The organism is Sinimarinibacterium thermocellulolyticum, from assembly GCF_040327995.1.
GTDB lineage: Bacteria > Pseudomonadota > Gammaproteobacteria > Nevskiales > Nevskiaceae > Solimonas > Solimonas thermocellulolyticum.
Genome location: NZ_JBEPIJ010000007.1, coordinates 69743 through 92355, shown reverse-complemented (window position 1 = coordinate 92355; position 22613 = coordinate 69743). Strand labels below are relative to the sequence as shown.

Below are 22613 nucleotides of genomic sequence, written 5' to 3'. Positions count from 1 at the left end.
TGCACTGGTGCATGGTTTCTGGCGCCAGCCCCCGTTCAGGGGCCGACACTCCGCCTCCACGGCGATCTTATCCGTTTCGCCAAAACACTGCGCTGCGTGTCGTCGAGCAGACGCCGCCAGGCCAGCCAGGCGAAGGCGGCGATCCACAGGGTCGCGTACGGCGCGCGCACGCCGAGCGGCAGCGGCGTCAAGAGCGGCGCGAAACTGGCCAGCAACAAGGCAAACCCGGGGGCGGCAGCGATCAAGCTCGGGCGCGCCGGCGGCAGCAGCCGCTGCGTCGCCCAGATCAGGAAGCTGAAGTCGACCACGATCTTGGCCAGCCACACGAGTGCGGCGCCGATCAAGCCGCCATGCTGGATCGCCAGATACAGGCCCGGCAGGTAGACCGGCATCTCCACTGCGAACAGCTTGGGCACCCAGTCCGGCCGGCCGGCTGCTTGTACCAGGGCGAGCGTGACGATACTGAAGCTGTTGATGAACACGCCGATGGCGAACAACTGCAACAGCGGCGCGGCGATGTCGCGATACTGCGCGCCGAGCCATAGTGCGAGGATCTCGCCGGCGAAGGCGGTCAATAGAAAGGCCGCCGGCCCGACGACCACGACCACCGCCTTCATCGCCGTCAGGAACACGCGTCGCGCGCGCGCCGGATCATCGACCAGATGGATGCTCAGTGCCGGAAACAGCACACCGACGATGGCCGTGACCACGACCCAGAGCTTGGTCACCATCTGGTAAGGCACGATGTAAAAGCCCACCATGGCGACCGAGACCAGGGCGCCGATCAGGAAGTGATCGGTGTAAGTCAGCAAAGGGCCGAGCGTGTTGCCGGCCGTGATCCAGCCGCCGAACACGAACAGCGCGCGAAACTCGGGCGCCGACCAGCTCCAGCGTGAGGTCAGATCCGGCACCAGCCGTAAACTCAGGCGCAACAGCGTCAGAGTACCGACCAGCTTGCCGGCGGCCAGCATACCGATCAGCCAGACCATGTCCTGCGTGAATGGCAACATCGCCAGCGGACCGAGAAACAGGTAGAGGCCGCTGGACAGTCGCACCAGGTTGACCAGGTCGAAACGCTGGAAGGCCTCGAGCACACCGCGCAGCACCGTACCGACGATCACGAAAGGAATTGCCAGCGCCAGCACGCGCAGCACACCACGCGCCTCGGCCTGCAGCGCCGCCGGGATCGTCATGACGTGATCGACCAGCCAAGGGGCCGCGAGCCAGACGACGGTCGCGGTCGAGGCGGCGAGCAGCAACACCGAATTGAGCGCCGTGGCCACCAGCGCCGGGATGCTCGCCTGACGACGTTCGGCGATGCGCGTGCTCACGACTTTGGTCAGTGCGCGGCCGAAACCCAAATCGAAGATGTTGAAATAGCCGATGAATACCCAGGCCAGGGACAGCAGACCGAAGCGCGCCTCGCCCAGATCTCGGATCAGCACCGGGATCGCGAACACCGCCACCGCGAGCGGCAGCAGCACGCCGAGCAGGTTCCAGCCGACGTTGCGCGCGAGCAGTCCGCCGCGCGTGAGTGCGCGGGCCTGCGGCGGATTCGCCGCGGCGCGCGTCGGTGACTCAGCCACTGCTAAGGCCCTAGTACACGGTCACTTGCGCCAGTAAACACCGCTCCAGTCGATCTTGTGGATCGGCGATGTGATCCCGTTCGCGGCCCTGAATTCATCCACCGCCTTTCGGCAACCCGGCAAGGCGTAATCGTCGATGATGCAAAAGCCGCCTTCCGAGAGCTTGGGATACAGTGGCCGCAAAGCATCCATCGTCGATTCGTACATGTCGCCGTCCAGCCGCATCACGGCGAGGCGCTCGATCGGCGCCGTCGGCAAGGTGTCCTTGAACCAACCTTTGAGAAAAACCACGCGCTCGTCGAGCAGTCCGTAGCGCTCGAAGTTGGCGCGCACCTGCGCCTCACTGACGGCGAGGTGTTCGAGCGTGTGGTGTCGATCGCCCGCATCCTCCGGGTACTTGTCGGGATCGGGCGGCGGCAATCCCTGAAAGGAGTCCGCGACGAAGACCCGTCGCGTGGTGTCGCCGTAGGCACGCAGGCATCCCTTCATGAAGATCGTCGCGCCGCCGCGCCAAACGCCGGTCTCGATCACGTCGCCCGGGACTGCATCGGCGATCACGCGTTCGAGGCAGTACTGCAAGTTGTCGAGCCGCTTCATCCCGATCATGGTGTCGGCATAGCGCGGCCACACCCGCCCCTCCTCGCGCCGACTGCGGTCCACGATACGGTAGGCCTGCAGACCGGCGACACGCAGACCGCGCGACAGCGCCGCCACGGCCAGGCGAAACGGTAGCCGGCGCAGGTGATTGTTCATTTCGATCGGATGACCGATGTCCTCCCAGAGGCTGAACGACAGCGTCTTTTTGAGTAGGTCGAGGTAAAGCCCGCGAACGTCGCTGTCCATACTCCCTGGCGTCTCATGCATGATCCCGAATCGGCATTGTGACGACGCCCCCAGCGGAAATCCACCGAGCGTCACGGCGCCGCGCGAACAGGAATACCATGGCGCCGACAGCCGGGGGCGGACGCGCACCGGCTCGGGGGAAAACCATGCTGTTTAGTTCATGGGCGTTCATCGCCGGCTTCCTGCCGGTCGTTGTGCTGCTGTACCGCCTGCTGCCGACGACGCGATCGGTGCAGTGGCTGGTCTTGGCCTCGCTGTTCTATTACGGCTGGTGGAATCCGGTTTACCTGCTGCTGATCCTCACGTCGACCGCCGCCAACCACGCGCTCGGACACTGGATCGCGCGATCGTCCGGACGGCCGCGGCGACTGCTCACCGCCGCCGGCGTGGTCGCGAACCTCGCGGCGCTCGGTTACTTCAAGTATCTCGACTTCTTCATCGGCGCGATCAACCAGCTCAGCGGCAGCGCCTTGGCGCTCCAGAACGTCACGCTGCCCTTGGCGATCTCGTTCTTCACGTTCCAGCAGATTGCCTATCTGGTCGACGTGCATCGGGGCGGGTTACGGGTGAAGTCGCCATGGGAATACGCGCTGTTCGTGTCGTTTTTTCCGCAGTTGATTGCCGGGCCGATCGTGCACTACCGCGAGATGATCCCGCAGTTCCAGCGACTGGGACGCTCCGGGGTCAACACCGCCAACATCGCCATCGGCTGCGCGGTGTTCGCCGTAGGCCTGTTCAAAAAAACGGTGATCGCCGACGGTCTGGGGGCCTCCGCCGACGCGGTGTTCGACTACGCCGATGCCGGCCATCGCCCGTCCTTCATCGAATCCTGGTGCGGGGCACTGGCCTATACCTTCCAGCTTTACTTCGACTTTTCGGGTTATGCCGACATGGCGATCGGCGCAGCGCGCATGTTCGGCATCGTCTTGCCGGCAAACTTCGCATCGCCGTACAAGGCGGTGAACATCATCGACTTCTGGCGGCGTTGGCACATGACGCTGTCGCGCTTTTTGCGCGACTACCTCTACATCGCGCTCGGCGGCAATCGCCATGGTCGCGTACGGCGCTATGTCAATCTGCTCGTGACCATGCTGCTGGGCGGGCTGTGGCATGGCGCCGGCTGGAACTTCGTGCTCTGGGGTGGATGGCACGGCCTGATGCTCATCATCAACCACGCTTGGCAAGCCATGCGTGGCTCCCAGCGACAGACCGCGAGTCCTGCGGCACACAGGATCTGCGCCTGGTTGCTAACCTTCCTCGGCGTCATCGCCGGCTGGGTATTGTTCCGCGCCGAAACCTTCGGCGGGGCGATACGCATGTTCGAGGCGATGACCTTGGCCGACGGCATCGCCCTGCCGGCACGCTGGCTGGCGCGGCTCGGCGCGCTGGCCACACCCTTGCAGGAGGCAGGCGTGATCGGCACCGGGCTCTCGTCTCACGGTCTGATCGCGGACTGGCACGAGCTCATGGTGCTGCTCGCGGCGGCCATCGTCCTGTGCCTGGCCGCCCCCAATACCCAGCAGCTCTTCGCGCGCCATGCGATCGTTCTCGAATCGCCACCGCCCCGAGGCTTGGTGCACTTCGCACTGACGCCAGGCTGGGGCGTCGCCATCGGCGCCGTCGCCTTCGCGGCGCTGCTCTACCTCACCACCCGCGGCCATGTCGAATTCATCTACCGCTTCTTCTGACGCCCGATGCTTTTTGCTCGCGGCCGCACTCACGTTACTGGGGCTGACGGCGGCCGCCGAGCTGTGGCTACGCTGCGCGGCAGTCCATCGCGACGCCGTCGTTGCCGCGATCGTCGGCGCGCACGAGGGCCGGGGCAGCGGCGTCATCCTCGGACATTCGCACACCTTTGCCCTGGGCGCACGGCTTAAGGGGTACGACAACCTATCCATACCGGGGGCGAACATCCCGACCATGCGGGCGCTCGCCGCCATACGCATCCGCGGCGCACCTTTGCGACATGCCATCGTCGCGGCCGGTCCGGAACTCTTGTCGGTGGCCAGCCTCGCACGTGGCGATAGCGGCCTCGGCGACATCCTCGCGCTCGGCCCTTTGTATTTGTTGCAGGCGCCGCTCGCGCGGCGACTGGTGCCGAGCCTGCTGCGCCCGACGGCCGGCGCCGAGGCCGAGATGCGGGCGCTGGGCGTCGGCGACCGCTGGAACGAGGTGGCACCGGAACGCCGGGCAATCTGGACCGGCGCTCGCGTCGATCAGCAGCGTCCGGGGACGGGTGCCGAGCGGGACGCCCACTTGCAGATCTACGCCGCGATGCTGGCCGATCTGCGCGCGGCCGGCGTCCAAATCTGCCTGGTGCGTACACCGGTCACGCCGGCCTATCTCCAAGCCATTGCCACCGATCCGGCCTTCGTCGCCGCCGAGCAGGCGCTGCGCGGACTGGCCGTCCAGGCCGGCGCGCACTGGATCGACTTTCGTGAGATGCAGCCACCGCTGGCGCTGTCGGCGTTTCTCAATCAGGATCACGTCAATGCCGTTGGTGCCGCGCGCTTCGCGCCGTGGCTGCGACGACGTTGCGAGGACTCAGCTCGATGAAACCCCTGATCGACGCTCCGCCCGTCAAGGCCGTAACGCCCGACATGCCGCTGCTGGCGCTGGTCGCCGGCGTCTGGTGGCTGCTCGGCATCGTCGACTCGGCACTCCCACAACTGCAGATGGCGTTGTTCGGCGGCACGGTGCCGATCCGGGGCGCGCTGCTCGACATGCTGTTTCTCGGCTTGCTCGGCCTTCTGGCACTGCGGCGCGGCAGCCTGCCGCCGGCCCCGAGGGCGCTGGGCGCTGCGACGGCGGCCTTCGGCGCCTATCTGTTCGTCGAGCTGCTGTTCCTGCACGCGCGCCGCGATACCGCGATTCTGGGGCTGGTCACCGATTACTACCGCTACTACTTTTTCCTTTTGCTGCTGCCATTTGCGTACTACGCGCAGTCTGTGATCGATGCGCGCCAGCTGCTGCGGGCCTTGTTGTTCGCTTTCGTGCCACTGGCATGGCTGGGCCTTGCGCAACACTTTGGCGGCGACCCTCTGCTGCCGACCAGCTCGGCCGATGGCCGCTTCCAGGTGTTTGCGTGGGCCTTTCAGGGCGAGGTTCGTGCGTTCTCGCTGTTCAACTCGGGTTGGAGCTTCGGCCACTACGCCGTGCTGGCCGCGACCTGTGCCGCCTTCCTCGCCGCCGAGCCGCAGGCCCGGGCACACACGCGCTGGCTCTGCCAAGTGCTCATCGTCGTCGCGCTGGTCTGCGTCTACGCCTCGCATACACGTACCGTATTCCTCGTGGCCGTTGCAGCCGCAGCGGCGACGCTACTGCTCGTACGCGCCCGCCGCCGCGGGACGCTCGACGCCGCCAGCATCTCGATGCCGCTGGCCTTCGCCGCCGTCGGCTACTTCGTCGCCCACGGTGCGCAGGGCATCGTCCAGTGGCTCGGCCTGGGTGACGCGCGCTTGTTCGCCACCGGTTCCATCGAAGCCCGCTGGGACGCCTGGGCGGAGTACGGGGCGCGTTGGCTACAGGGCTCCTGGGCGGAGCTGTGGTTCGGCCTTGGCATCGGGCAACACGACAGTGGCATGCTCTACAGCGAGAGCACGGTTCTGATCGACAACATGCTGATCGCGATCGGTGCGCAGCTCGGATTGGTCGGCGTCGTCCTGTGGCTGGTGATGATGTGGCAGATCTGGCGCATGGTGTTGCGTCGCGCCCAAGAACAGGACAGCGCACTGCATTGGGGCATCGCGGCGATGTGGGCCGCCTGGCCCTTGTCGCTGACCTTCAGCGCCTCCAGCCTCTACTATGGCCTGCTGGCCGTCGGCACAGTACTGACGCGCGCAGCATCCCGCGCCGATTCAGTCGTCTACAACGATGCCGAGCTCGCGCAGGCTGTGCATCACGGCGTCGGCGATCAGGCGGTGACCGGCCACGCCTGGGTGCGTGTCGTTCGGCAAAAATAGATCGCGCACGCCGGCTTTCACCGCCGCATCGAAGACACGATCGACGCGGACCAGTTGCAAGCCACCCGCGGCGGCCAGCAGCGCGGGTACCTCGGGATAATCGGGCGGCAGGGCCGGTAGATGCGCGCGATAGGTGCTGAGCTTGTCGGGCACGACGAGCACCAGCAGCACCGTTTTCCCCGAGGCCTGCACCGCATCCTGGATCTCGCGCAGCGCACAACGCTGACGCGCAAGCTGGTCCGGTGTCATGTCGAGTTTGCGCAGATCGTCGGCGAACACCAAGAGCTCGCGGTCGCGACGGCTGGAGAACAGACCGGCGCGGTCGAGTGCGAAGCGCCGAACCGGTTGCCAGGCCGAAGGCAACAGTTGTGTCAGCACGCGCCGCTTCAGGTGATGAGCGCCGAGCGAGAAATCGACGCCTCGGGCGCTGGGCCGTGGGGGCGGCAGCGGCAGCGGCTGGCGTCCAAGCGGACGCAGCGGCAAGGGATCGAACACCGGCGTCGCCGCACCGTCACAGCCGCTGCCGTTTCCGTATCCAGCGGTGATGCGCTCCAGACCGACGATCGCCCGCTCGGCGAACTGCACGATCAGCACGCGCGGCGGCGCCTGGCGATACACCGCGTGTTGCAGCACATCATCCAGCGTCCAGTCGTGGCGGTGCAGCGCGGCGACGCGCCAGCCGGTCCGTGCCGCGAGGTAGTTGGGCCAGTAGCTGCCGGGGTCGGTTTGCTCGCCGCTACGGTGCAGCGACATGGAATCGCCGAAAATCAGCACGTCGACCGGCGCATCGTAGCGATGCGCGTGATACAGCGGTGGATCGAAGCGCGCCTGGGGTTCGGTCCAGCCGAAGTCGTCCTCCGAATAACCCCCGAGCCGTGTCAGGTCACCGACGTACGGCGGCACGGTCGCCCCGTACCAGGCGATACCGATCGCAAATGCCGCGAACACGGCGACGAGCGCGAGCAGTTTCGGCAGCAGACGGGGCATGTCAAAACTGGAAGTACAGAAACGGGCTGATGTTCGACAGGTTCAACAAGGCCAGTGCCGCGAGCGCAGCGAGCGCGAGCGTCCACGGCCAAGTCGGGCGCCAAGACAGGCGTTTAACCGCAGCCGGCGCATCGGCGCGCAACACGGGCCGGTAATGCGCGAAGATCTGGTAGACATTCGGGGCGAACGTCGCGATCGCACCCAGCGCGATGATCCACAGCAGCGGCGCATAAGTCAGCATTAGCGTGGCATTGGCGAATCCCACGCCCATCGCCTCCAGCAGCCCCACCAGCGGCTGCAGGGCCGTGCGCCAATGCAAAGGCAGAGTGGCGCCGTTCGCGCCCGCCATCGCCGCGAGCATGCGCAGCGCAGTGTCGACCGAATCGGCGCGGAACAGCACCCAGCCGGCGACCACCCCGACGAAGGTCAGCAGCCAGGCAAACACCGGCCACACCGCAAGGTCGCGATCCCAGCCGGCGCGCCGGCGCAGCGCGGTCCAGGCGTGATTGACGATCAGCATCAGACCATGCCACGCGCCCCAGAGCACGAAGGTCCAGCCGGCACCGTGCCAGATGCCGCCGAGCAGCATGGTCAGGAATAGGTTGAGATAGCGCCGCGCCGCACCGCGACGATTGCCGCCGAGCGCGATGTAGAGGTAGTCGCGCAAAAAGCGCGACAGCGTCATGTGCCAGCGCCGCCAGAAGTCGACGATGCTCCGCGCCTTGTACGGCGAGTTGAAATTGATCGGTAGGCGGATACCGAACAGGCGCGCCAGGCCCACCGCCATGTCCGAGTAGGCCGAAAAATCGAAGTACAACTGCATCGTGTAGCACAGCGCCCCGGTCCAACCGAGGAAGAAGTCCAAGGTTTCGCCGCGCGCGGCGGCCGCGAAGATCGCATCGGCGTGTACGGCGATGCCGTCGGCCAGCACGATCTTCTTGAACAAGCCGACGCAGAAGATCGACAAGCCCACGAGCAGATTCAGGGTGCGCGGCGCCATGCGCTCGCGACGCGCGAACTGCGGCAGCATCTCGCCGTGGTGCACGATCGGCCCGGCGATGAGCTGCGGGAAGAACACCACGAACAGCGTGTAGCGCCCGAATGAGTATTCGCGCGTCAGTCCGCGATACGAATCCACGAGGTAGGCGATCTGCTGGAAGGTGAAGAACGAGATCGCCAGCGGCAGGACGATCGGCGCCGGGTTGAGGGTGGTGCCGGCGATGGCATCGACCGTGCCGAGCAGAAAGTTCGTGTACTTGAAGTACCCCAGCGCACCGAGGTTCGCAGCGACCCCGATCGCGAGCAGCATGCGCGTGCCGCGGCCCCGTCGCGACAAGCGCCGGCCGAGCGCGTAATTGCCACCGACCGAGGCCAGCAGCAACGGTAGGTAGACCGGATTCCACCAGCCATAGAAGAACAATGACGCCGCCACCAGCCACCATAGCGCGGAACTCGCACCGAACCAGCGCGCGGCGCTCCAGTAGCCGAGCAGCGCTACTGGCACAAACAGAAAAATGAACTCGTAGGAGTTGAAGAGCACCGGTCGGCGATCAGATCGGGTTCGGCGGCGCGCGCAAGCTCGCACCCTTCGCGTTTTCGTTCGCCGTCTCCCCGGCGAGCCCGTATTCTATGCTGCATCCACGCGGCCGACGCCGCCCACCATGCCGAATCGCAGCTACGTCCTCGTTCTCAACTGGAACGGTTGGGCCGACACCCTGACCTGCCTCGAAAGCCTGCTGCACAGCCGTGGCTTCGATGCGCGCATCGTGGTCTGGGACAACGGCTCGACCGACGACTCGGTCGAGCGCATCACGGCCTGGGCGCGAGGCGAGCTCGACGTGCTGCCGTCGATACCGCGCACGCTGCACGACCGCGTGCGGCCACCCACACCCAAGCCGCTCGCGTTCGCCACGCGCGAGCCGCAAGAAGCCGATGCGGGCGAGCCGCTCGTGCTGATTCGCGGCGATCGCAATCTCGGTTACGCCGGCGGCAACAATGCGGCGATGCGCTGGGCCCTGGCGCGGCCCGACTGCGGCTGGCTGTGGATACTCAACAACGACATCGTCGTCGATGCACAGGCCGGCGCCGAGCTACTCGCCGCAGTGCGCAACGACCCCTATGACCGACCTGCAGGCTCCTTCATCTTTCACCTCGACGAGCCCGAGCGCCTGCAGGCCTGCGGCGGTCAACGTCTGGGTCGCGGTCCGCTGCTCGCGCCGCGCTACGTCGACCGGATCGAGTCGGTCGACTACCTCACCGGCGCCTCGCTGTTCATGTCGCGGCGTCGCGCACAGCAACTCGGCCTTTTCAACGAGGATTACTTTCTGAACGCCGAAGATCTGGAGTACACCTACGCTTACGGCCGCCGCTTCGCTCGCGCGCATCCCGGCGTGCCGCCGTTCCTGGTCGCCGGTCGGGTCTGGCATCGCGAATCGAGCAGTCAAGCGCGCAACCGATACCTGCACACGTACTACTACACACGCAATCTGCTGTACGCCGCGCGCCGGATCGGTCCGATCCACGGCGTCGCCACTTTGGCGGCCGCCCTCGCGCGGGTCGGTCTTGCACTCTTGCGGGGCGAACCGCAGGCGGCACGCGGCATCGCACGCGGTATCCGCGACTATCGCGCCGGTGTCGTCGGCGCCTGGCAGCAACGCCCATGAACGCGGCCCCGGACACCGGACCGCGGCAAAGACCGCCGGTTACGCCCGAGGGCCCGGTGCTGTCCGTGGCCGTGCCGTACAAGGACTTCGACGTACTGCCACTCGCGCACCGCCTGGTGGCCATGGCCGCGGACTGTGCCGGGCGCGTGGAGATCCTGTTCGCCGACGACGGCTCCGAAGATCGCGACATCGGACGGCGGCTGCTCGCCCTGTTCGCCGGCGCGCCGGTCGCGTGCCGGCTGCTGAGCTTCGCTGCGAACATCGGCCGCAGCGCCATCCGCAACCGCCTCGCCCAGGCCGCCCGTGGTCTGTACGTGCTCTATCTCGACGCCGACATGCTGCCCGATCGGGCCGACTTTCTCGCGCGCTACCTGCGGCACGTCGAGAGCGGCGCGCTCGACGTCGTCTGCGGCGGCCGCAGCTATCTCCAAGTCCGTGACTGGCCTGCCGCGCAGGCGCTGTACCGGTACTTTAGCCTTCGCACCGAATGCGTCGGTCCGCAGGTGCGCAATACCCGCCCCCTGTGGTACCTGCTCACCAACAATCTCTGCGTCCAACGCCGCCTGCTGCTGCAGCATCCTTTCCACGAATCTTTCCGCGGCTGGGGCTTCGAAGATGCGGACTGGGCGCTCAAGCTCGGCGACGTGCGTGTGCTGCACATCGACAACCCCGCGACCCATACCGGACTGCTCGACGAACGCGAGCTCCTCAGCAAGTACGACAGCTCGCTGGACAATTTCCGGCTGATCTGCCGATCGAGCCCCGAGTTCCGCCGTTTCGCCCTTTATCGCGCCAGCCGGATGCTCGCCTTCGTGCCCCTGCCCGCCGCCCTGATGCGCATGTTGGCGCGGCAGCTGGTGCTAACCCGCGCCCTCCCGATGTGGTTGCGCTATCTCGGCGTCCACGGCTACCGCGCCGCCTCCTATGCCGGCGTTCTGCGCCAAGACGCGCTGCGGCGCCTTGCGCGCCCCCGCGCCGCGCCGCATGCTTGACGCGCCTCGACCTGAAACCGGCATCTTTGCAACCCTCCCGCATGAACCGTCAGCAACTCGGTCTTCTCGTCGCCCAGCGACTGCGCGCCGACGCGTCCGAACTGACCCGCCAATGGCACGCCAGCGGCACCATCCGTCATGTGACGGTGGATGGCTTGCTACCGGAAACGACCGCGCGCGCGATCTACGACGCCTTCCCCTCGTTCGATCGCATGGTGCGCAACGTCAGTCTGCGCGAGAGCAAGTCCATCGCGGTGCAGATGGACCGCTACGACCCACTGACCGAGGAAGCCCTATACGCCTTCCAGCAGCCCGAAGTCGTCGAGCTCGTCGGCCGCATCACCGGCCTGCCGGGCCTCGAACCCGACCCCAATCTCTACGTCGGCGGCTTGTCGGCAATGCGCAAACACGACTTTCTCAACCTGCACATCGACAACTCGCACGACAAAAACCGCGCGCGCTGGCGCGTGCTGAATCTGCTCTATTACGTCACACCCGACTGGTCTGCCGAGGACGGCGGCAGCCTCGAACTGTGGCCGCAGGGGCGCCGCGGCGCCCCGGTCGTGATTCCGAGCCGGTTCAACCGTCTGGTGATCATGGAAACCCACCAAGGATCATGGCACTCGGTGAGCCCGATCCGGCGCGACGGCACGCGCACCTGCGTGTCCAACTACTACTTCTCGGCGACGCCGGCGCGCGACAGCGACCGGTTCCACGTCACCTTCTTCCGCGGTCGACCCGAGCAGCCGCTGCGCGATCTGATCCTGCTGGCCGATGGCTATGCCCGTATGGCCATTCGCAAGGTGTTCCGCCTCGGCATCCGCGAGAACCCGCACGTCTACAAGCGCTGACCGGGCAGCATTTGCGGCCTGCGGAAGTAGTGCTTCTGCCCACTCAAGCGCAGGCGCACCGGAGCGGGAAGGCGCTGTTGGCGTCGCCCAAGATGAAAAGCGGCGAGCTTGCACGCCGAACGCAGCAGCGCCTCGGGAATCCGCCACGGCGCGCGTCGCAACAGATACGCAAGCTCGGAACGCGCGAAACGCCAGCCCTCGCCGCCGCCTCCGCCGAACTCGCGCAGCAGCCAGTCCTGCTCGGAGTAGAACGCGCCGATATCGAAATAGCGGCGCACGTCGCCGACGAGGTTGTACGCATGCGAATGGATCACGGCGGCCTCGGCGACATAGGCCAGCGACCAGCCCCCTTGCAGCATGCGCCCGCCCACGTACATGTCCTCGCTGACGATCGCCCGCGCCGGGAAATTGCCCACCGCCAACAAGGCCGATCGGCGGTACGCCGCGTAGGAGTCGGACAGGAACGGGGCGCGGATTCCCCAGCGCGGGGCTTCGGCGGGTGTCACCACCCGCGACTGCGGCGGGTAGCTGAACAGTCGGTGGTGTCGCTCGATGGGCCCCGCCTGCGGCCGCGGCAGTTGCCGTCCGTAGGCGGCACCGAGCCGCTGCCATTCGAACACTGCGAGCAGCCGGGCCAGCGAATCGTCGCCGTGCAGGATCGCATCCTGCGTCATGTAGACGAGGATGGGCTCATCGACGAGTAGCGCCGCTTGTGCGCGCGTGCCGCCGTGATCGAAATCCGCCCGCGACACGGTGACCACCTGCGCCCCGTGCGCCAGCGCAATCGCCGGCGTGGCGTCGGTCGACTCGGAGTCGACGATCAGCACGCGCGTCGGCTGGAGCGTCTGACGCTGCAGTGCCTGCCACCACTGCAGCCAGGCGTCACCGGCGTTGAGCGTGGGTACGACGACCGCGAAAGACGGGGGCGACATGAGCGGCGCTTGTGGCATCTCGGAGAGCTTCGATTATGATCGCAGGCTCGCGCATCCCGCATCCGCCATGCCCGCCGCTTTTGCCACCCCGCCCGAGTTCCACTACGCGACGTCGCAGGTGGGCTGGAGCACGTACGCACCGTCCTTGCGGGCACTGATCCGGGAACACCGACTGCGCAAGCTCATCGAGATCGGCGGCGGCGCCAACCCCAGCTTTGGGTCCGACGAGGTCCGCGCGCTGGACCTCGACTACACCCTGCTCGACATCTCACAGGCGGAACTCGACAAGGCTCCGCCCGGTTACCGCACGCTGTGCGCGGACATCGCCTCGCCGACACTGCAGATCGACGCCGACTACGACTTCGCGTTCAGTCACATGCTCGCCGAGCACGTGCGCGACGCCGAATGCTTTCATCGCAACGTCTGGCGCCTGCTGCGCCCGGGCGGTTACGCACTGCATTTCTTCCCGACCCTATGGGCACCGCCCTTCGTGGTCAACTGGATGCTGCCCGAGCGCCTCGCCGATGGTCTGCTGCGGCGCCTCGCACCCGGCCGCGACCGTTACCGTCAGGCCAAGTTCCCAGCGTATTACCACTGGTGCCGGGGACCGACACGTTCGCAGATCGCACGCTTCGAACGCATCGGCTTCACGGTGGAACGCTACGATGGCTATTTCGGACACGAACGCTACTATCAGCGTTTCCCCCTGGTCCGCCGGCTGCATCGGGCTGGCAGCAAACTGCTGTCGCGGCATCCGTTGCCGAGTTTGACGAGTTTTGCACTCGTCGTACTCAGAAAAATCTGACTCAGGAAGTTATCTTTTCTTACATCGCGCGCGACACGCCGCACCGCGACGATCATCGGTACCGCACCACGCGGCGTCATCATGCGGACTTGCAGCGGGATCAAACTTGTGGCGCCCCCGGCGGATCGTTATGATCCGACATCCTACGGGCAGCGTCTGCGAGGGGAGCATCGTGAGCACTCAGTCCAGCCGGCGGCTCGGCCGCGTATCGATCGGCATCGTGTTGATCAGCGTATTCGCCGCACCCGTATTCGCCTCGCCGCCAGCCCAGGCCACTTGCGATGACATTATCGACAAGGCCGCGGCCGTCTCCACGATGGTCGCCGCCGCCAAGGCCAGCAGCGATACTCTGGACGGCATCGTCAACTGTGCGGCCAACCGCTTGTCACGCGACGAGTTCCGTGAAGCGATCGCCGAGGCCGCCGCCCAGTTGTCCGACGAACGCCAGGCCATGCTGGTGATCGAGCTCGGCTCACAGATCCTGCTCGGCGACGTCAACACCGAACTTGGGGTCGATTTCCGCTTGATCGAGCCGACACCGACGCCGACACCGACACCGACATCGACGCCCACCCCGACGCCGACGCCCACCCCGACGCCGACGCCCACCCCGACGCCGACGCCCACCCCGACGCCGACGCCCACCCCGACGCCGACGCCCACGCCGACACCCACGCCGACGCCGACACCCACGCCGACGCCGACACCCACGCCTACGCCGACACCCACGCCTACGCCGACACCCACGCCGACGCCCACGCCGACGCCCACGCCAACACCGACGCCCACGCCGACGCCGACGCCCACACCGACGCCGACGCCGACGCCCACACCGACGCCGACGCCGACGCCCACACCGACGCCGACGCCGACGCCAACACCGACGCCCACGCCCACGCCCACGCCGACGCCCACGGATCCGCCGGCGAGTCCCGCGTAATCCGTTTTCGGTCGTTGGTCGTATGCGTTTGTCCAACTCGGCGATTCAGAATCGAGAACAGGGATTTCGATGATGCGTTCTACACCATGGTTGATCGCAGCAGTCGCATTCACAGGCATGCCCGCGATGGCACAGCAACCCACGGGCATCGCGCTGGGCTCGGGCTGGTCGATCGAGCCCTCGCTGGCGACGGCGCTGGAGTACGACGACAATTTCTACCGGCAAGCCGATGCCGAGCGCACCGCCACCGGCACCTTGATCACTCCGCAGCTCGATCTGGTGTACCTGACGCGCAAGAATCAGCTGCGATTGAGCCAGCGCGGCGAGTTCGCGACCTACAATACCGGCAACTTCGACGACTATGCCCATTACGACATCGGGTTGGACGCTCGGATCAACGAAGGCGGCCAACATCGGTTCAAACTGTCGGCCTTGCGCGACGAGGGCAGCGATCCATTCGGCACCGAGCGCAGCGAATTGACGCCGGCGACGCAGCGTGACGTCGATGAGTTCGTCCTGACTGCCGCCGATATCGCCTACACCTACGGTGCGCCGAGTGCGCGGCTCAATCTGACGCTGTTCGCCGGGGGGACGAGCAAGGAGTACCAGAACAACCGCGACCTCACCCGGATTCTCGACCGCGATCGCGTCGGCGGTGGTAGCGAGCTGCGCGTGCGCATCAGCCCGCGCACCGGATTGTTGTTCGACGTCTCGCATTACGAAGTCCAGTTCGACACGGTGGTCGCGGGCAGCACGCGCGATGGCAGCGAGCAGCGCGCGCGCGTCGGCCTGCAGTGGCAGGCCACGGCCACGACCACCGGTCGGGTACGTGTGGGCGCCCTGCGGCGCGAAATGGACGCCGCCGATCGCGATGACTTCAGTGGCGCTGACTGGGAAGCGGCGATCAGTTGGCAACCGACGAGCTACGCAGAGGTGGTGTTCGAAAGCGGACGCGGGATTCAGGAAGCCTACTTCGAGGAGTCGGACTTCATCGACGTCGAGCACATCGGATTGCGCTGGTATCAGCAATGGTCCGCCCAGTGGTACAGCCAGCTCGGCGTGCGCGGGACTCGCTACACTTTCGAAGGCTTCGACCGCGAGGATGATGTCATCCAGACCGACGCGCTGTTGGGCCTGCAGCTCACCCGGCAGTTCGGCATCGAGGCCGGCTTGCTGATGCAGGATCGCGATTCAAATCAAGATCAGTTTGACTTCGACCGATTGATATCGCACCTTCGCCTCCGACTGCGTCTCTGAGGCGATTCACCGTCTTGTTCATGAGTCATAAAGCAGGGGCGTTTGCGCTCCGCGGATCCGTTTGCATGGCTGCATGCCGTCTCGGCGTCCTCCTCGTGTGCGCGCTGTCGATCACGGCCTGTGCGCTGTTCGAGGAACCACCGCCGCCCCAGCCGCGCTCTCCGGTGCCGGTGGCACAGCCGCCCGCGCCATCCGCGTACGGCCACAGCGCGCAAGCGCCGGCGACGAGTCTGCCCGCACAGCGGCAGCAGCCCTCCACACCGCCGCTGGGGGTGAATCAACCGCCTACGCAGCCGATTGCCGGTGCCGCGGCGGATCGCGGCGGTTACCGTCTCGGGGTCGGCGACGTCATCCGTATCTCCGTGCACGGAGAGCCCGACCTGACCGTCGACGTGCGCATCGGCGAGTCGGGCATCGTCAACTACCCGTTCCTCGGCGACATCCGCGTCATCGGCATGACCGTCAGCCAGCTCGAGCGCACCATCGACCGCGGACTGCGCGGAGACTATCTGGTCAACCCCGACGTCCGCGTCCTGGTCACGGCCTATCGCTACTTTTACGTCAATGGCGAAGTGCGCACGCCCGGCGGCTACCCCTACGTGCCAGGCCTGACCGTCCGCCAGGCCGTGACACTGGCCGGCGGCCTGACCGAACGGGCATCGTCACGGCGCATCACCGTTTATCGCGAGACCAATCCTTCGGTCCCGGTCGAGGCGACGCTGGACACGGTCGTCGAACCCGGCGACATCGTCGTAGTCGATCAGGGACTTTTCTGAGAATGCGTCGTGACTGATCTGTCCGGTGTGCGCAGTGTCGGCGCGGCGGCCATGTCCCGCCCCCCCATCGACGGCGGCGCGCCCTCGCCGCTGCGCATCCTCTGGCTGTCCGCGTGGCAGATTCTCGGCCTGGCCGTCATCGGCGCCGGCTTAGGCGCCGCTTACAGCCTGTGGGTCGAGCCCGAGTATGAAGCGACCACGACGCTGCTGATCGAGCCCAAAGAGGCCAACGTCGTCGAAATCGACAAGGTCTACGACAGTTCCAGCGTACTGCGCGAGTACCAGCGTACCCAGTACGAGCTGCTGCGCTCGCGCGAGCTCGCCGCCGCCATCGTCGAGTCCCTGCGGCTCGAAGCACACCCCGCTTACGCCGAGGAGGTCGCCCGCATGCGTAGCGGCGAGACCTCGTTCAAGGCGCGCATCGCGGCCTTCGTCGAGAAGCATGCGCCGGAGCTCTATACCGCGCTGAATCTGGAAACCCATCTGGCGCGCCGAGAATCGTTGCTGGACCGGGTCATCGAGCAACTGTCGGTGCGACCGGTACCCAACACGTATCTGGTCGACGTCAGCTTCCGCTCGCCGGATCCGCAGCTCGCGGCCGATGTGGCCAACGAGGTCGTCACGCGCTTCGTCGAGCGCGAACGCGCGGCGCGCGCCGGTATCACCCAGGAGGCGGCCGGATGGCTCACCGAACGCTTGGAGGATTCGCGCAAGGCGCTGCAGGCATCCGAAGCGCGTCTGCAGCAGTTCCTCGAGCAGCAGAATCTGGTGAACGTCGGCGGCGCGCGCGGCCTGGTCGAGGACGAGCTCACCGAACAGACCCGGCGTCTGCGTGAGGCGCGGCTGCGGCGCGAACAGCTCGCGAATGTCTACAACAAGATCCGCGCAGCCGGCCGCGCCGTCGAGCTGTTGCAGGAGATCCCGCTGATTCAGGAAGACCCCCTCGTTCGCGACACCAAGGCCGCGTACCTGGCAGCCAAGGAGGCGCTGGAACAGCTCGGACCGCGCTACGGCGTCAAGCACCCGACGCGGGTGACAGCACAGGCACGCTTCGATGCGGCCCGCAATGCCTACTTCACGCAGCTGCGCATCCGCGCCGATGGGCTGCGCTCCGAGTACGAATTGGCCGACCGCACCGTCGCCGACCTGCAGGCGATCGTCGACCGTTCGACCGAACGCATCCAGAATCTGGACCGCAAGGATTACGAACTGCGCGTCCTCGAACGCGAGGTACAGGCCAATCGAGAGCTGTACGAGACCTTCCTGCGGCGCTACAAGGAAACCGAGGCGACCACCGACTTGCAGCCCGGCAACGTCCGGGTGATCGATCGCGCGCTCGTGCCGAACGAGCCGGTCTGGCCGAAGCCGCTGCTGTTGATCGTGGCCTGTGGCGTGCTCGGCCTGTTCACGGGTTGCGGGCTGGTCCTGCTGCGCGAGACCTTGGATGACAGTGTCAAGACCACCGAGGAACTGGAGAGCCTCACGGGCACCCCGATCCTGTGCTCTCTGCCGAAGCTCAGCGGCAGCAAGTCGGCGGCGGAGAAGCTGGTACGGATGGAGCTCGACGATCCCAAGTCCACCTATGCGGAAGGCATCCGCACCCTGCGCACCAGTGTCCTTCTGTCCGACGGCGACGCACGGCCGACGCGGCGGATCATGGTCTGTTCGTCCCTGCCCGAGGAGGGCAAGACCTCGATTTCCAGCAATCTCGCCATCGTCCTCGCCGAACGCGAAAAGGTTCTGCTGATCGATACCGACCTGCGCAAGCCGCGGTTGGCCACGCTGTTCGGCCTGCCAGCCAGCCCCGGCCTGTGGCAGGTGTTGTCGGGCGACGCGCCGCTGGACGCCTGCATCCAGAGCTTCCCCGAGGGTCATCTGCATGTCATGACCGCCGGCAGCGAGATTCGTAACCCACAGGTCATGCTCGCTTCCGAACGCTTCCGCGCGCTGCTCGATACGCTGAGCGCGCGTTACGAGCGCATCGTCTTCGACACGCCGCCCGTGCAGCTGGTCAGCGACGCGTTGCTGTTCGCACGCATGATGGACGCCGTCATCCTGGTCGCGCGCGCCAATGGCACCGCACGCAAGATCGTGGCCTCGGCGGCGCGACATCTGCGCGGCGCCGAGGCGCCGCTGCTCGGCGCGGTGCTCAACCAGGTCGACATCCGCCGTGCCCGCAGCTCCGAGGGCGGCTATTACTATCGCTACGGCTACTACGGCTGAGTCGGCGCCGCCGACCGTCAGCGGCCGCGGCTGGATTTCGCGCCTGCTGCTCACGGCCGTGACCGCTGGCGCTGCGTTGCTCGCGGTCGCGTACCGGCCCGTCTCGAGCGAGCCGCCGCTGCTGCGCCAGCCCACCTGGCCGTATCACTGGGCCGGGGCCGCACAGCGCCTGGCCGCCGAAGCAGACTTCTCTGCGGCCTTCGACGAGGCGCTGGCGATGGCGGCCCACTACGGTCCTTCCGAGCGCAAGCTGCGCCTGCATTTAGCCCTGCTCGGCCTGCGGCACTGGGACGCGCTCAGTGAGCGCGCGCGCGCCCTGACGCAGGCGCACGTCGATGCGAGTCTGCGCGTGCAGTCTGGCGCCCTGCTGCGCGCCGCATTCGCGATGCGTCGGGAGACACTGGTCTGCGCGCGAGTCGGCGATGATCCCGAGCTGCTCACGGTATGCGAGCGCTACGCCGGGTTACGCCGCCTTTGCGACCGTCCGCGGCCCAGTATCGATCTGACCGTCTGGTGCCTGGAGCGCTACGCACAGCCGCGGCATCCGCCAAGGGCAGCTCGCTGATGAGCGCACCCCATCAGCCGGAGCGCATCCGCGCGCCATGGCCAGACCGGGCGCTGACCGTATGCGGAGTGCTGCTGTTGCTGGCGATGCCCTTGCCCGCCGGAAGCAACCGCGACTGGGCGCTGGCCGGGTTCGCAGTGGCTTGGGCCGGTCTCGCCGCTCTGGTCGCGTTCCGCGTCCTGGCGCTACCGCGGCCGCGGCGCCTGGATCGCACCCAGATCGGTGCCGTCGTGGTCTGGTGCCTGTGGTTGCTGTGGATCGCCCTGCAGGCGGCGCCTCTGCCTGTGCCCCTGCTGGAAGCGCTCGCCCCCGCGTCGCTGAGCGCGTATCGAGAGGCGAGCGCCTGGGTCGGAATGTCCGCGCTACCCCGCATCTCCGTGGATGTCGACCAGACCCACGCGCACCTGCGCGAAAGCGCAATGTACTTTTGCCTGTTTTTGTGGGTGCTGCTGTGCGTGCGTGATCGCCGCAACCGCATCTGGCTGGTGTACGGTCTGATCCTCGCCGCGGTCCTGCAAGCGCTGTGGGGGACGACGATGACCTTGAGCGGCGCGGAGATCGGCCCGTTCGGGCGCAAAACCGACTACCTGGGCTCGGCCACGGGCAGCTTCATCAACCGCAATCATTTCGCCGGTTATCTGCAGATCGGCGGCGCACTCGCCGTCGGGCTGCTGCTGGCGCGCGTCGCCACGGCCGAGCGCGTGCGGGGCTGGCGCGAAGCCTTGCGCGCGCTGATCAATCTCGTGCTCGGCCATGCGCCTTTGCTGCGCATCGCGCTGCTGCTGATCGTCGTCGGCCTGGTGGCATCGCGCTCGCGCATGGGCAACATCGCGTTCTTCACCGCGATCACCCTCGGCGGCGTGCTGTTCATTCTGCGCAACCGCGGCAATCCGTTACGCAGTCTGTTGTTCCTCGCTCTGGTGCTCGCCCTGGACCTGGTCATCGTCGGTGGCTACCTCGGCCTCGATGAGCTGATGCAGCGCATGCAGCCGACGCAACTGATGGCCGACCAGCGCTTGGCCAGCTTTCCGGATCTGGTGCGCATGGCCGAGCACTACCTGCCGCTGGGCGCTGGCCTCGGCAGCTTTGCCGTCGCCTATCCGCAGTTCCGCTCGCCAGCCGTGTTCGCGAACAACACCCACGCACACAACGACCCCCTGCAATTCCTCATCGAAACCGGCATTCCCGGCGTCGTCCTTCTGGGCCTGCTGCTGACGCTCGCGCTGGGGCGGGCGCTACAGGTCATGCGCCGGCGACGCGACCCGCAGACGTTGGGAATGGCCCTCGGCGCCGCCCTGGCCGTACTCAGTCTCGGACTGCACGGCCTGACCGACTTCAACTTGCAGATTCCGGCCAATGCCGCGAGCATCGTCGCGCTGCTGGGCCTGATGCTCGGGCTGTCGGCACGACCTCGCCGCCGGCGCGAGGACTCAGCCGAGCAGCCGCTCGCGTGAGTCGCCGAGCCGTTCGATCGCGTACCGATAGCCGCGCTCGACGACCTCGTCCATGCGCTTCCAGTCGAACATGCCGATCTTGCTCACCGGCATGCGCAGATAAACGTCGGCGCGGGCGGCGCGCTGAGCGGTGCCGCTTTCGCTGGTCAGCGTCGCGGTGCGGAACATGATCGAGAACAGCCGCGGCCGCTCCTCGCCCTTGATCTGCAGCAAGCCTTCCGGATCCGGGCCCTCGATGCCGGGCGCGGCGATGCCGCCCTCGGTACTGACGTCGGACGCGATGATCGGTCCGCGCTCCAACTGTTGCATGACGTCGGTCGGTAGGCTGTTGACCACCGCGCCATCGCACAACAACTCCTCGCGCCAGACCACCGGCGGCGCCACGCCGGGCACGGCCATGCTGGTGGCGACCCAAAGGTGCAAGGGGCCGCGGTCATGGACGACCGCGGCACCGCGCGTCAGATTGGTCGACACGCAGAAAAACGGCATGCGCAGCGCTTCGATCCGGCGCTCGTCGAAAATCTCGTGCAGACGCCGCACGAACTTGCGTCCGCGGATCAGCGCGACCGTCGGGAACAGGTAGTCATTGAGGTGGTTCTGGCGCACGAAGGTGTCGAGCGCGATGTGCGCCATCTCGTGATGGTCGTAGCCGCAGGCGATCAGCGCGGCGAAGAAGGCCCCCATGCTCGATCCGCCGACCAGATCCACCGGAATGTCCAGTTCCCGCAGCGCGCGTACGAGACCGATGTGGGCGAAGCCGCGTGCGCCGCCGCCGCCGAGCACCAGGCCGATGCCGCGTCCGGTGAGCTGGCGCGCAAGACTGGCGTAGTCGTCGTCGTGATCGCGGCGCAGGTAGTAATGACTGTTCGCACCGACGCGCTCGCGCCAACGCAGGACCTCGACCGGCTCGGCACCGCCGGGACGCAACATCACCAGATCGACCGGGGCGCGCGCGCCGCAGCGTAGCAGCTCGTCGACCATCGCGGTGGCGATCGGCGGCGTCTGGGTGTCGACGACGAACAGGATGCGATCGGCCTGGCGCATGCAGCGCCGCGCCCACGGGTCGGCGTCACCGCCGGCGACGTAGATCAGATGGGTTTCTTCGGCTTCGATGCGATTCAGGTGCTCGACCAGCCGGCGGTTGTGTTCGCCACCGTCGATGCGTGTCTGCGCGGCGCCGGTGCCGAGCGCGGCGTCGACGGCGGCGGCGTCGATCAGCACCGGCCGGCAGGCCGCCGCCACCGACAAAGCCTGCGCGAACCGGCGCGCCACCGATGTGACGTCGATCGCCGGCGTCGCCGGCACCACGGCGAAGCAGCGCGTCTGCCGCTGGCGTTCGCGATGATGCGCGCGCTGATTGCGGCGCAGCCGGTGGATGATGACCCGCGTCATCTCGATCAACGCCTGCGGATGACGGGTCAGCACCTCGTACAGGTGGTCCGCCGGAATCCGCACCAGCAGGCTGTCGCGCACCGCGTGCACCGCCGCGACCGCGGGTTCGCCCGACAGCGCGCTGATCTCGCCGACCGGCTCAAGGCGCGTGATCGCACCGGCGACGCTGCCATCCGGCAACACCGCCGACAGCCGTCCGGCGGCGACGATGTACACGCTGGTGGATGCCATGCCGGGCTCGATCAGGGTGCGTCCGCTGGTCAGTTCGACCAGCTCGGCGCGCTCGGCCAAGGCGTCCAGCGCAACCGGGTCGAGCCGGACGAACAGCGGGCATTCGGCGAGGACGGCGCGCGGATTCATGCTCACCGCCCGAGTGTAGCGCGCA

At 67.0% G+C, this 22613-nt stretch carries 19 protein-coding genes; 13 read left to right on the top strand and 6 right to left on the bottom strand.

What is annotated here, in order from left to right:
* Positions 1 to 35 precede the first annotated feature (35 nt).
* Both ABSH63_RS07990 and ABSH63_RS07985 read right to left on the bottom strand, forming a co-directional pair.
* Positions 36 to 1586, bottom strand: coding sequence for a flippase (locus tag ABSH63_RS07990; RefSeq protein WP_352888846.1), 1551 nt, complete (start codon positions 1584 to 1586; stop codon positions 36 to 38).
* Positions 1587 to 1607: 21 nt separating this feature from the next.
* The gene (locus ABSH63_RS07985) at positions 1608 to 2429 is read right to left on the bottom strand and encodes a TylF/MycF family methyltransferase (RefSeq protein ID WP_352888845.1); all 822 of its coding nucleotides are present in this window, start codon (positions 2427 to 2429) and stop codon (positions 1608 to 1610) included.
* A 146-nt stretch (positions 2430 to 2575) separates the two neighbouring features.
* Between ABSH63_RS07985 and ABSH63_RS07980 the strand changes: the two genes are divergently transcribed.
* From ABSH63_RS07980 to ABSH63_RS07970, 3 genes are read left to right on the top strand one after another with little or no spacing between them, the layout of a single operon-like run.
* Positions 2576 to 4117 carry an MBOAT family O-acyltransferase gene (locus tag ABSH63_RS07980; RefSeq protein ID WP_352888843.1) on the top strand — a complete coding sequence of 514 codons (1542 nt, stop codon included), beginning with the start codon at positions 2576 to 2578 and terminating at the stop codon, positions 4115 to 4117.
* Between the two features lie 13 nt (positions 4118 to 4130).
* Entirely contained in the window at positions 4131 to 4985 is an 855-nt protein-coding gene (locus ABSH63_RS07975) for a hypothetical protein (protein ID WP_352888842.1), read from the top strand.
* Complete coding sequence (locus ABSH63_RS07970; protein ID WP_352888840.1) at positions 4982 to 6391, top strand: hypothetical protein; 1410 nt, start codon at positions 4982 to 4984, stop codon at positions 6389 to 6391. The genes ABSH63_RS07975 and ABSH63_RS07970 overlap by 4 nt, the downstream gene beginning before the upstream one ends.
* On the opposite strand, the gene ABSH63_RS07965 is transcribed toward ABSH63_RS07970, so the two are convergent.
* Together ABSH63_RS07965 and ABSH63_RS07960 are read right to left on the bottom strand one after the other, a co-directional pair.
* Positions 6287 to 7378, bottom strand: a complete 1092-nt coding sequence (locus tag ABSH63_RS07965; protein ID WP_352888839.1) for an alginate O-acetyltransferase AlgX-related protein — start codon at positions 7376 to 7378, stop codon at positions 6287 to 6289. The two genes, ABSH63_RS07970 and ABSH63_RS07965, sit on opposite strands and share 105 nt — an antisense overlap.
* 1 nt (position 7379) lies before the next feature.
* Entirely contained in the window at positions 7380 to 8918 is a 1539-nt protein-coding gene (locus tag ABSH63_RS07960) for an MBOAT family O-acyltransferase (protein WP_352888838.1), read from the bottom strand.
* A gap of 121 nt (positions 8919 to 9039) precedes the next feature.
* Between ABSH63_RS07960 and ABSH63_RS07955 the strand changes: the two genes are divergently transcribed.
* The 3 genes from ABSH63_RS07955 to ABSH63_RS07945 all read left to right on the top strand — a co-directional run bounded on the left by ABSH63_RS07955 (position 9040) and on the right by ABSH63_RS07945 (position 11884).
* Positions 9040 to 10041 carry a glycosyltransferase family protein gene (locus ABSH63_RS07955; protein ID WP_352888837.1) on the top strand — a complete coding sequence of 334 codons (1002 nt, stop codon included), beginning with the start codon at positions 9040 to 9042 and terminating at the stop codon, positions 10039 to 10041.
* Positions 10042 to 10106: 65 nt separating this feature from the next.
* The gene (locus ABSH63_RS07950) at positions 10107 to 11033 is read left to right on the top strand and encodes a glycosyltransferase family 2 protein (RefSeq protein WP_352888835.1); all 927 of its coding nucleotides are present in this window, start codon (positions 10107 to 10109) and stop codon (positions 11031 to 11033) included.
* A 41-nt stretch (positions 11034 to 11074) separates the two neighbouring features.
* Positions 11075 to 11884, top strand: coding sequence for a 2OG-Fe(II) oxygenase (locus ABSH63_RS07945; protein WP_352888834.1), 810 nt, complete (start codon positions 11075 to 11077; stop codon positions 11882 to 11884).
* Here ABSH63_RS07945 and ABSH63_RS07940 read toward each other — a convergent pair.
* Entirely contained in the window at positions 11872 to 12816 is a 945-nt protein-coding gene (locus ABSH63_RS07940; protein WP_352888833.1) for a glycosyltransferase family 2 protein, read from the bottom strand. The genes ABSH63_RS07945 and ABSH63_RS07940 overlap by 13 nt on opposite strands.
* 67 nt (positions 12817 to 12883) lie before the next feature.
* Between ABSH63_RS07940 and ABSH63_RS07935 the strand changes: the two genes are divergently transcribed.
* The 7 genes from ABSH63_RS07935 (at position 12884) to ABSH63_RS07905 (ending at position 20836) form a co-directional block, all read left to right on the top strand.
* Positions 12884 to 13621, top strand: a complete 738-nt coding sequence (locus tag ABSH63_RS07935) for a class I SAM-dependent methyltransferase (protein WP_352888831.1) — start codon at positions 12884 to 12886, stop codon at positions 13619 to 13621.
* 172 nt (positions 13622 to 13793) lie between these two features.
* Positions 13794 to 14561 carry a hypothetical protein gene (locus tag ABSH63_RS07930; protein WP_352888829.1) on the top strand — a complete coding sequence of 256 codons (768 nt, stop codon included), beginning with the start codon at positions 13794 to 13796 and terminating at the stop codon, positions 14559 to 14561.
* A gap of 126 nt (positions 14562 to 14687) precedes the next feature.
* Positions 14688 to 15818, top strand: a complete 1131-nt coding sequence (locus ABSH63_RS07925) for an outer membrane beta-barrel protein (RefSeq protein ID WP_352888827.1) — start codon at positions 14688 to 14690, stop codon at positions 15816 to 15818.
* Positions 15819 to 15838: 20 nt separating this feature from the next.
* Positions 15839 to 16594, top strand: a complete 756-nt coding sequence (locus tag ABSH63_RS07920; RefSeq protein ID WP_352888936.1) for a polysaccharide biosynthesis/export family protein — start codon at positions 15839 to 15841, stop codon at positions 16592 to 16594.
* A gap of 51 nt (positions 16595 to 16645) precedes the next feature.
* Positions 16646 to 18817 carry a GumC family protein gene (locus ABSH63_RS07915; protein ID WP_352888826.1) on the top strand — a complete coding sequence of 724 codons (2172 nt, stop codon included), beginning with the start codon at positions 16646 to 16648 and terminating at the stop codon, positions 18815 to 18817.
* 58 nt (positions 18818 to 18875) lie between these two features.
* The gene (locus ABSH63_RS07910) at positions 18876 to 19382 is read left to right on the top strand and encodes a hypothetical protein (protein ID WP_352888825.1); all 507 of its coding nucleotides are present in this window, start codon (positions 18876 to 18878) and stop codon (positions 19380 to 19382) included.
* A complete protein-coding gene (locus tag ABSH63_RS07905; protein WP_352888824.1) occupies positions 19382 to 20836 on the top strand; it encodes an O-antigen ligase family protein in 1455 nt (484 codons plus the stop codon). The genes ABSH63_RS07910 and ABSH63_RS07905 overlap by 1 nt, the downstream gene beginning before the upstream one ends.
* Here ABSH63_RS07905 and ABSH63_RS07900 read toward each other — a convergent pair.
* Positions 20813 to 22588 (bottom strand): patatin-like phospholipase family protein, encoded by a 1776-nt coding sequence (locus ABSH63_RS07900; RefSeq protein WP_352888934.1) that lies wholly within the window; start codon positions 22586 to 22588, stop codon positions 20813 to 20815. The genes ABSH63_RS07905 and ABSH63_RS07900 overlap by 24 nt on opposite strands.
* Positions 22589 to 22613 lie beyond the last annotated feature (25 nt).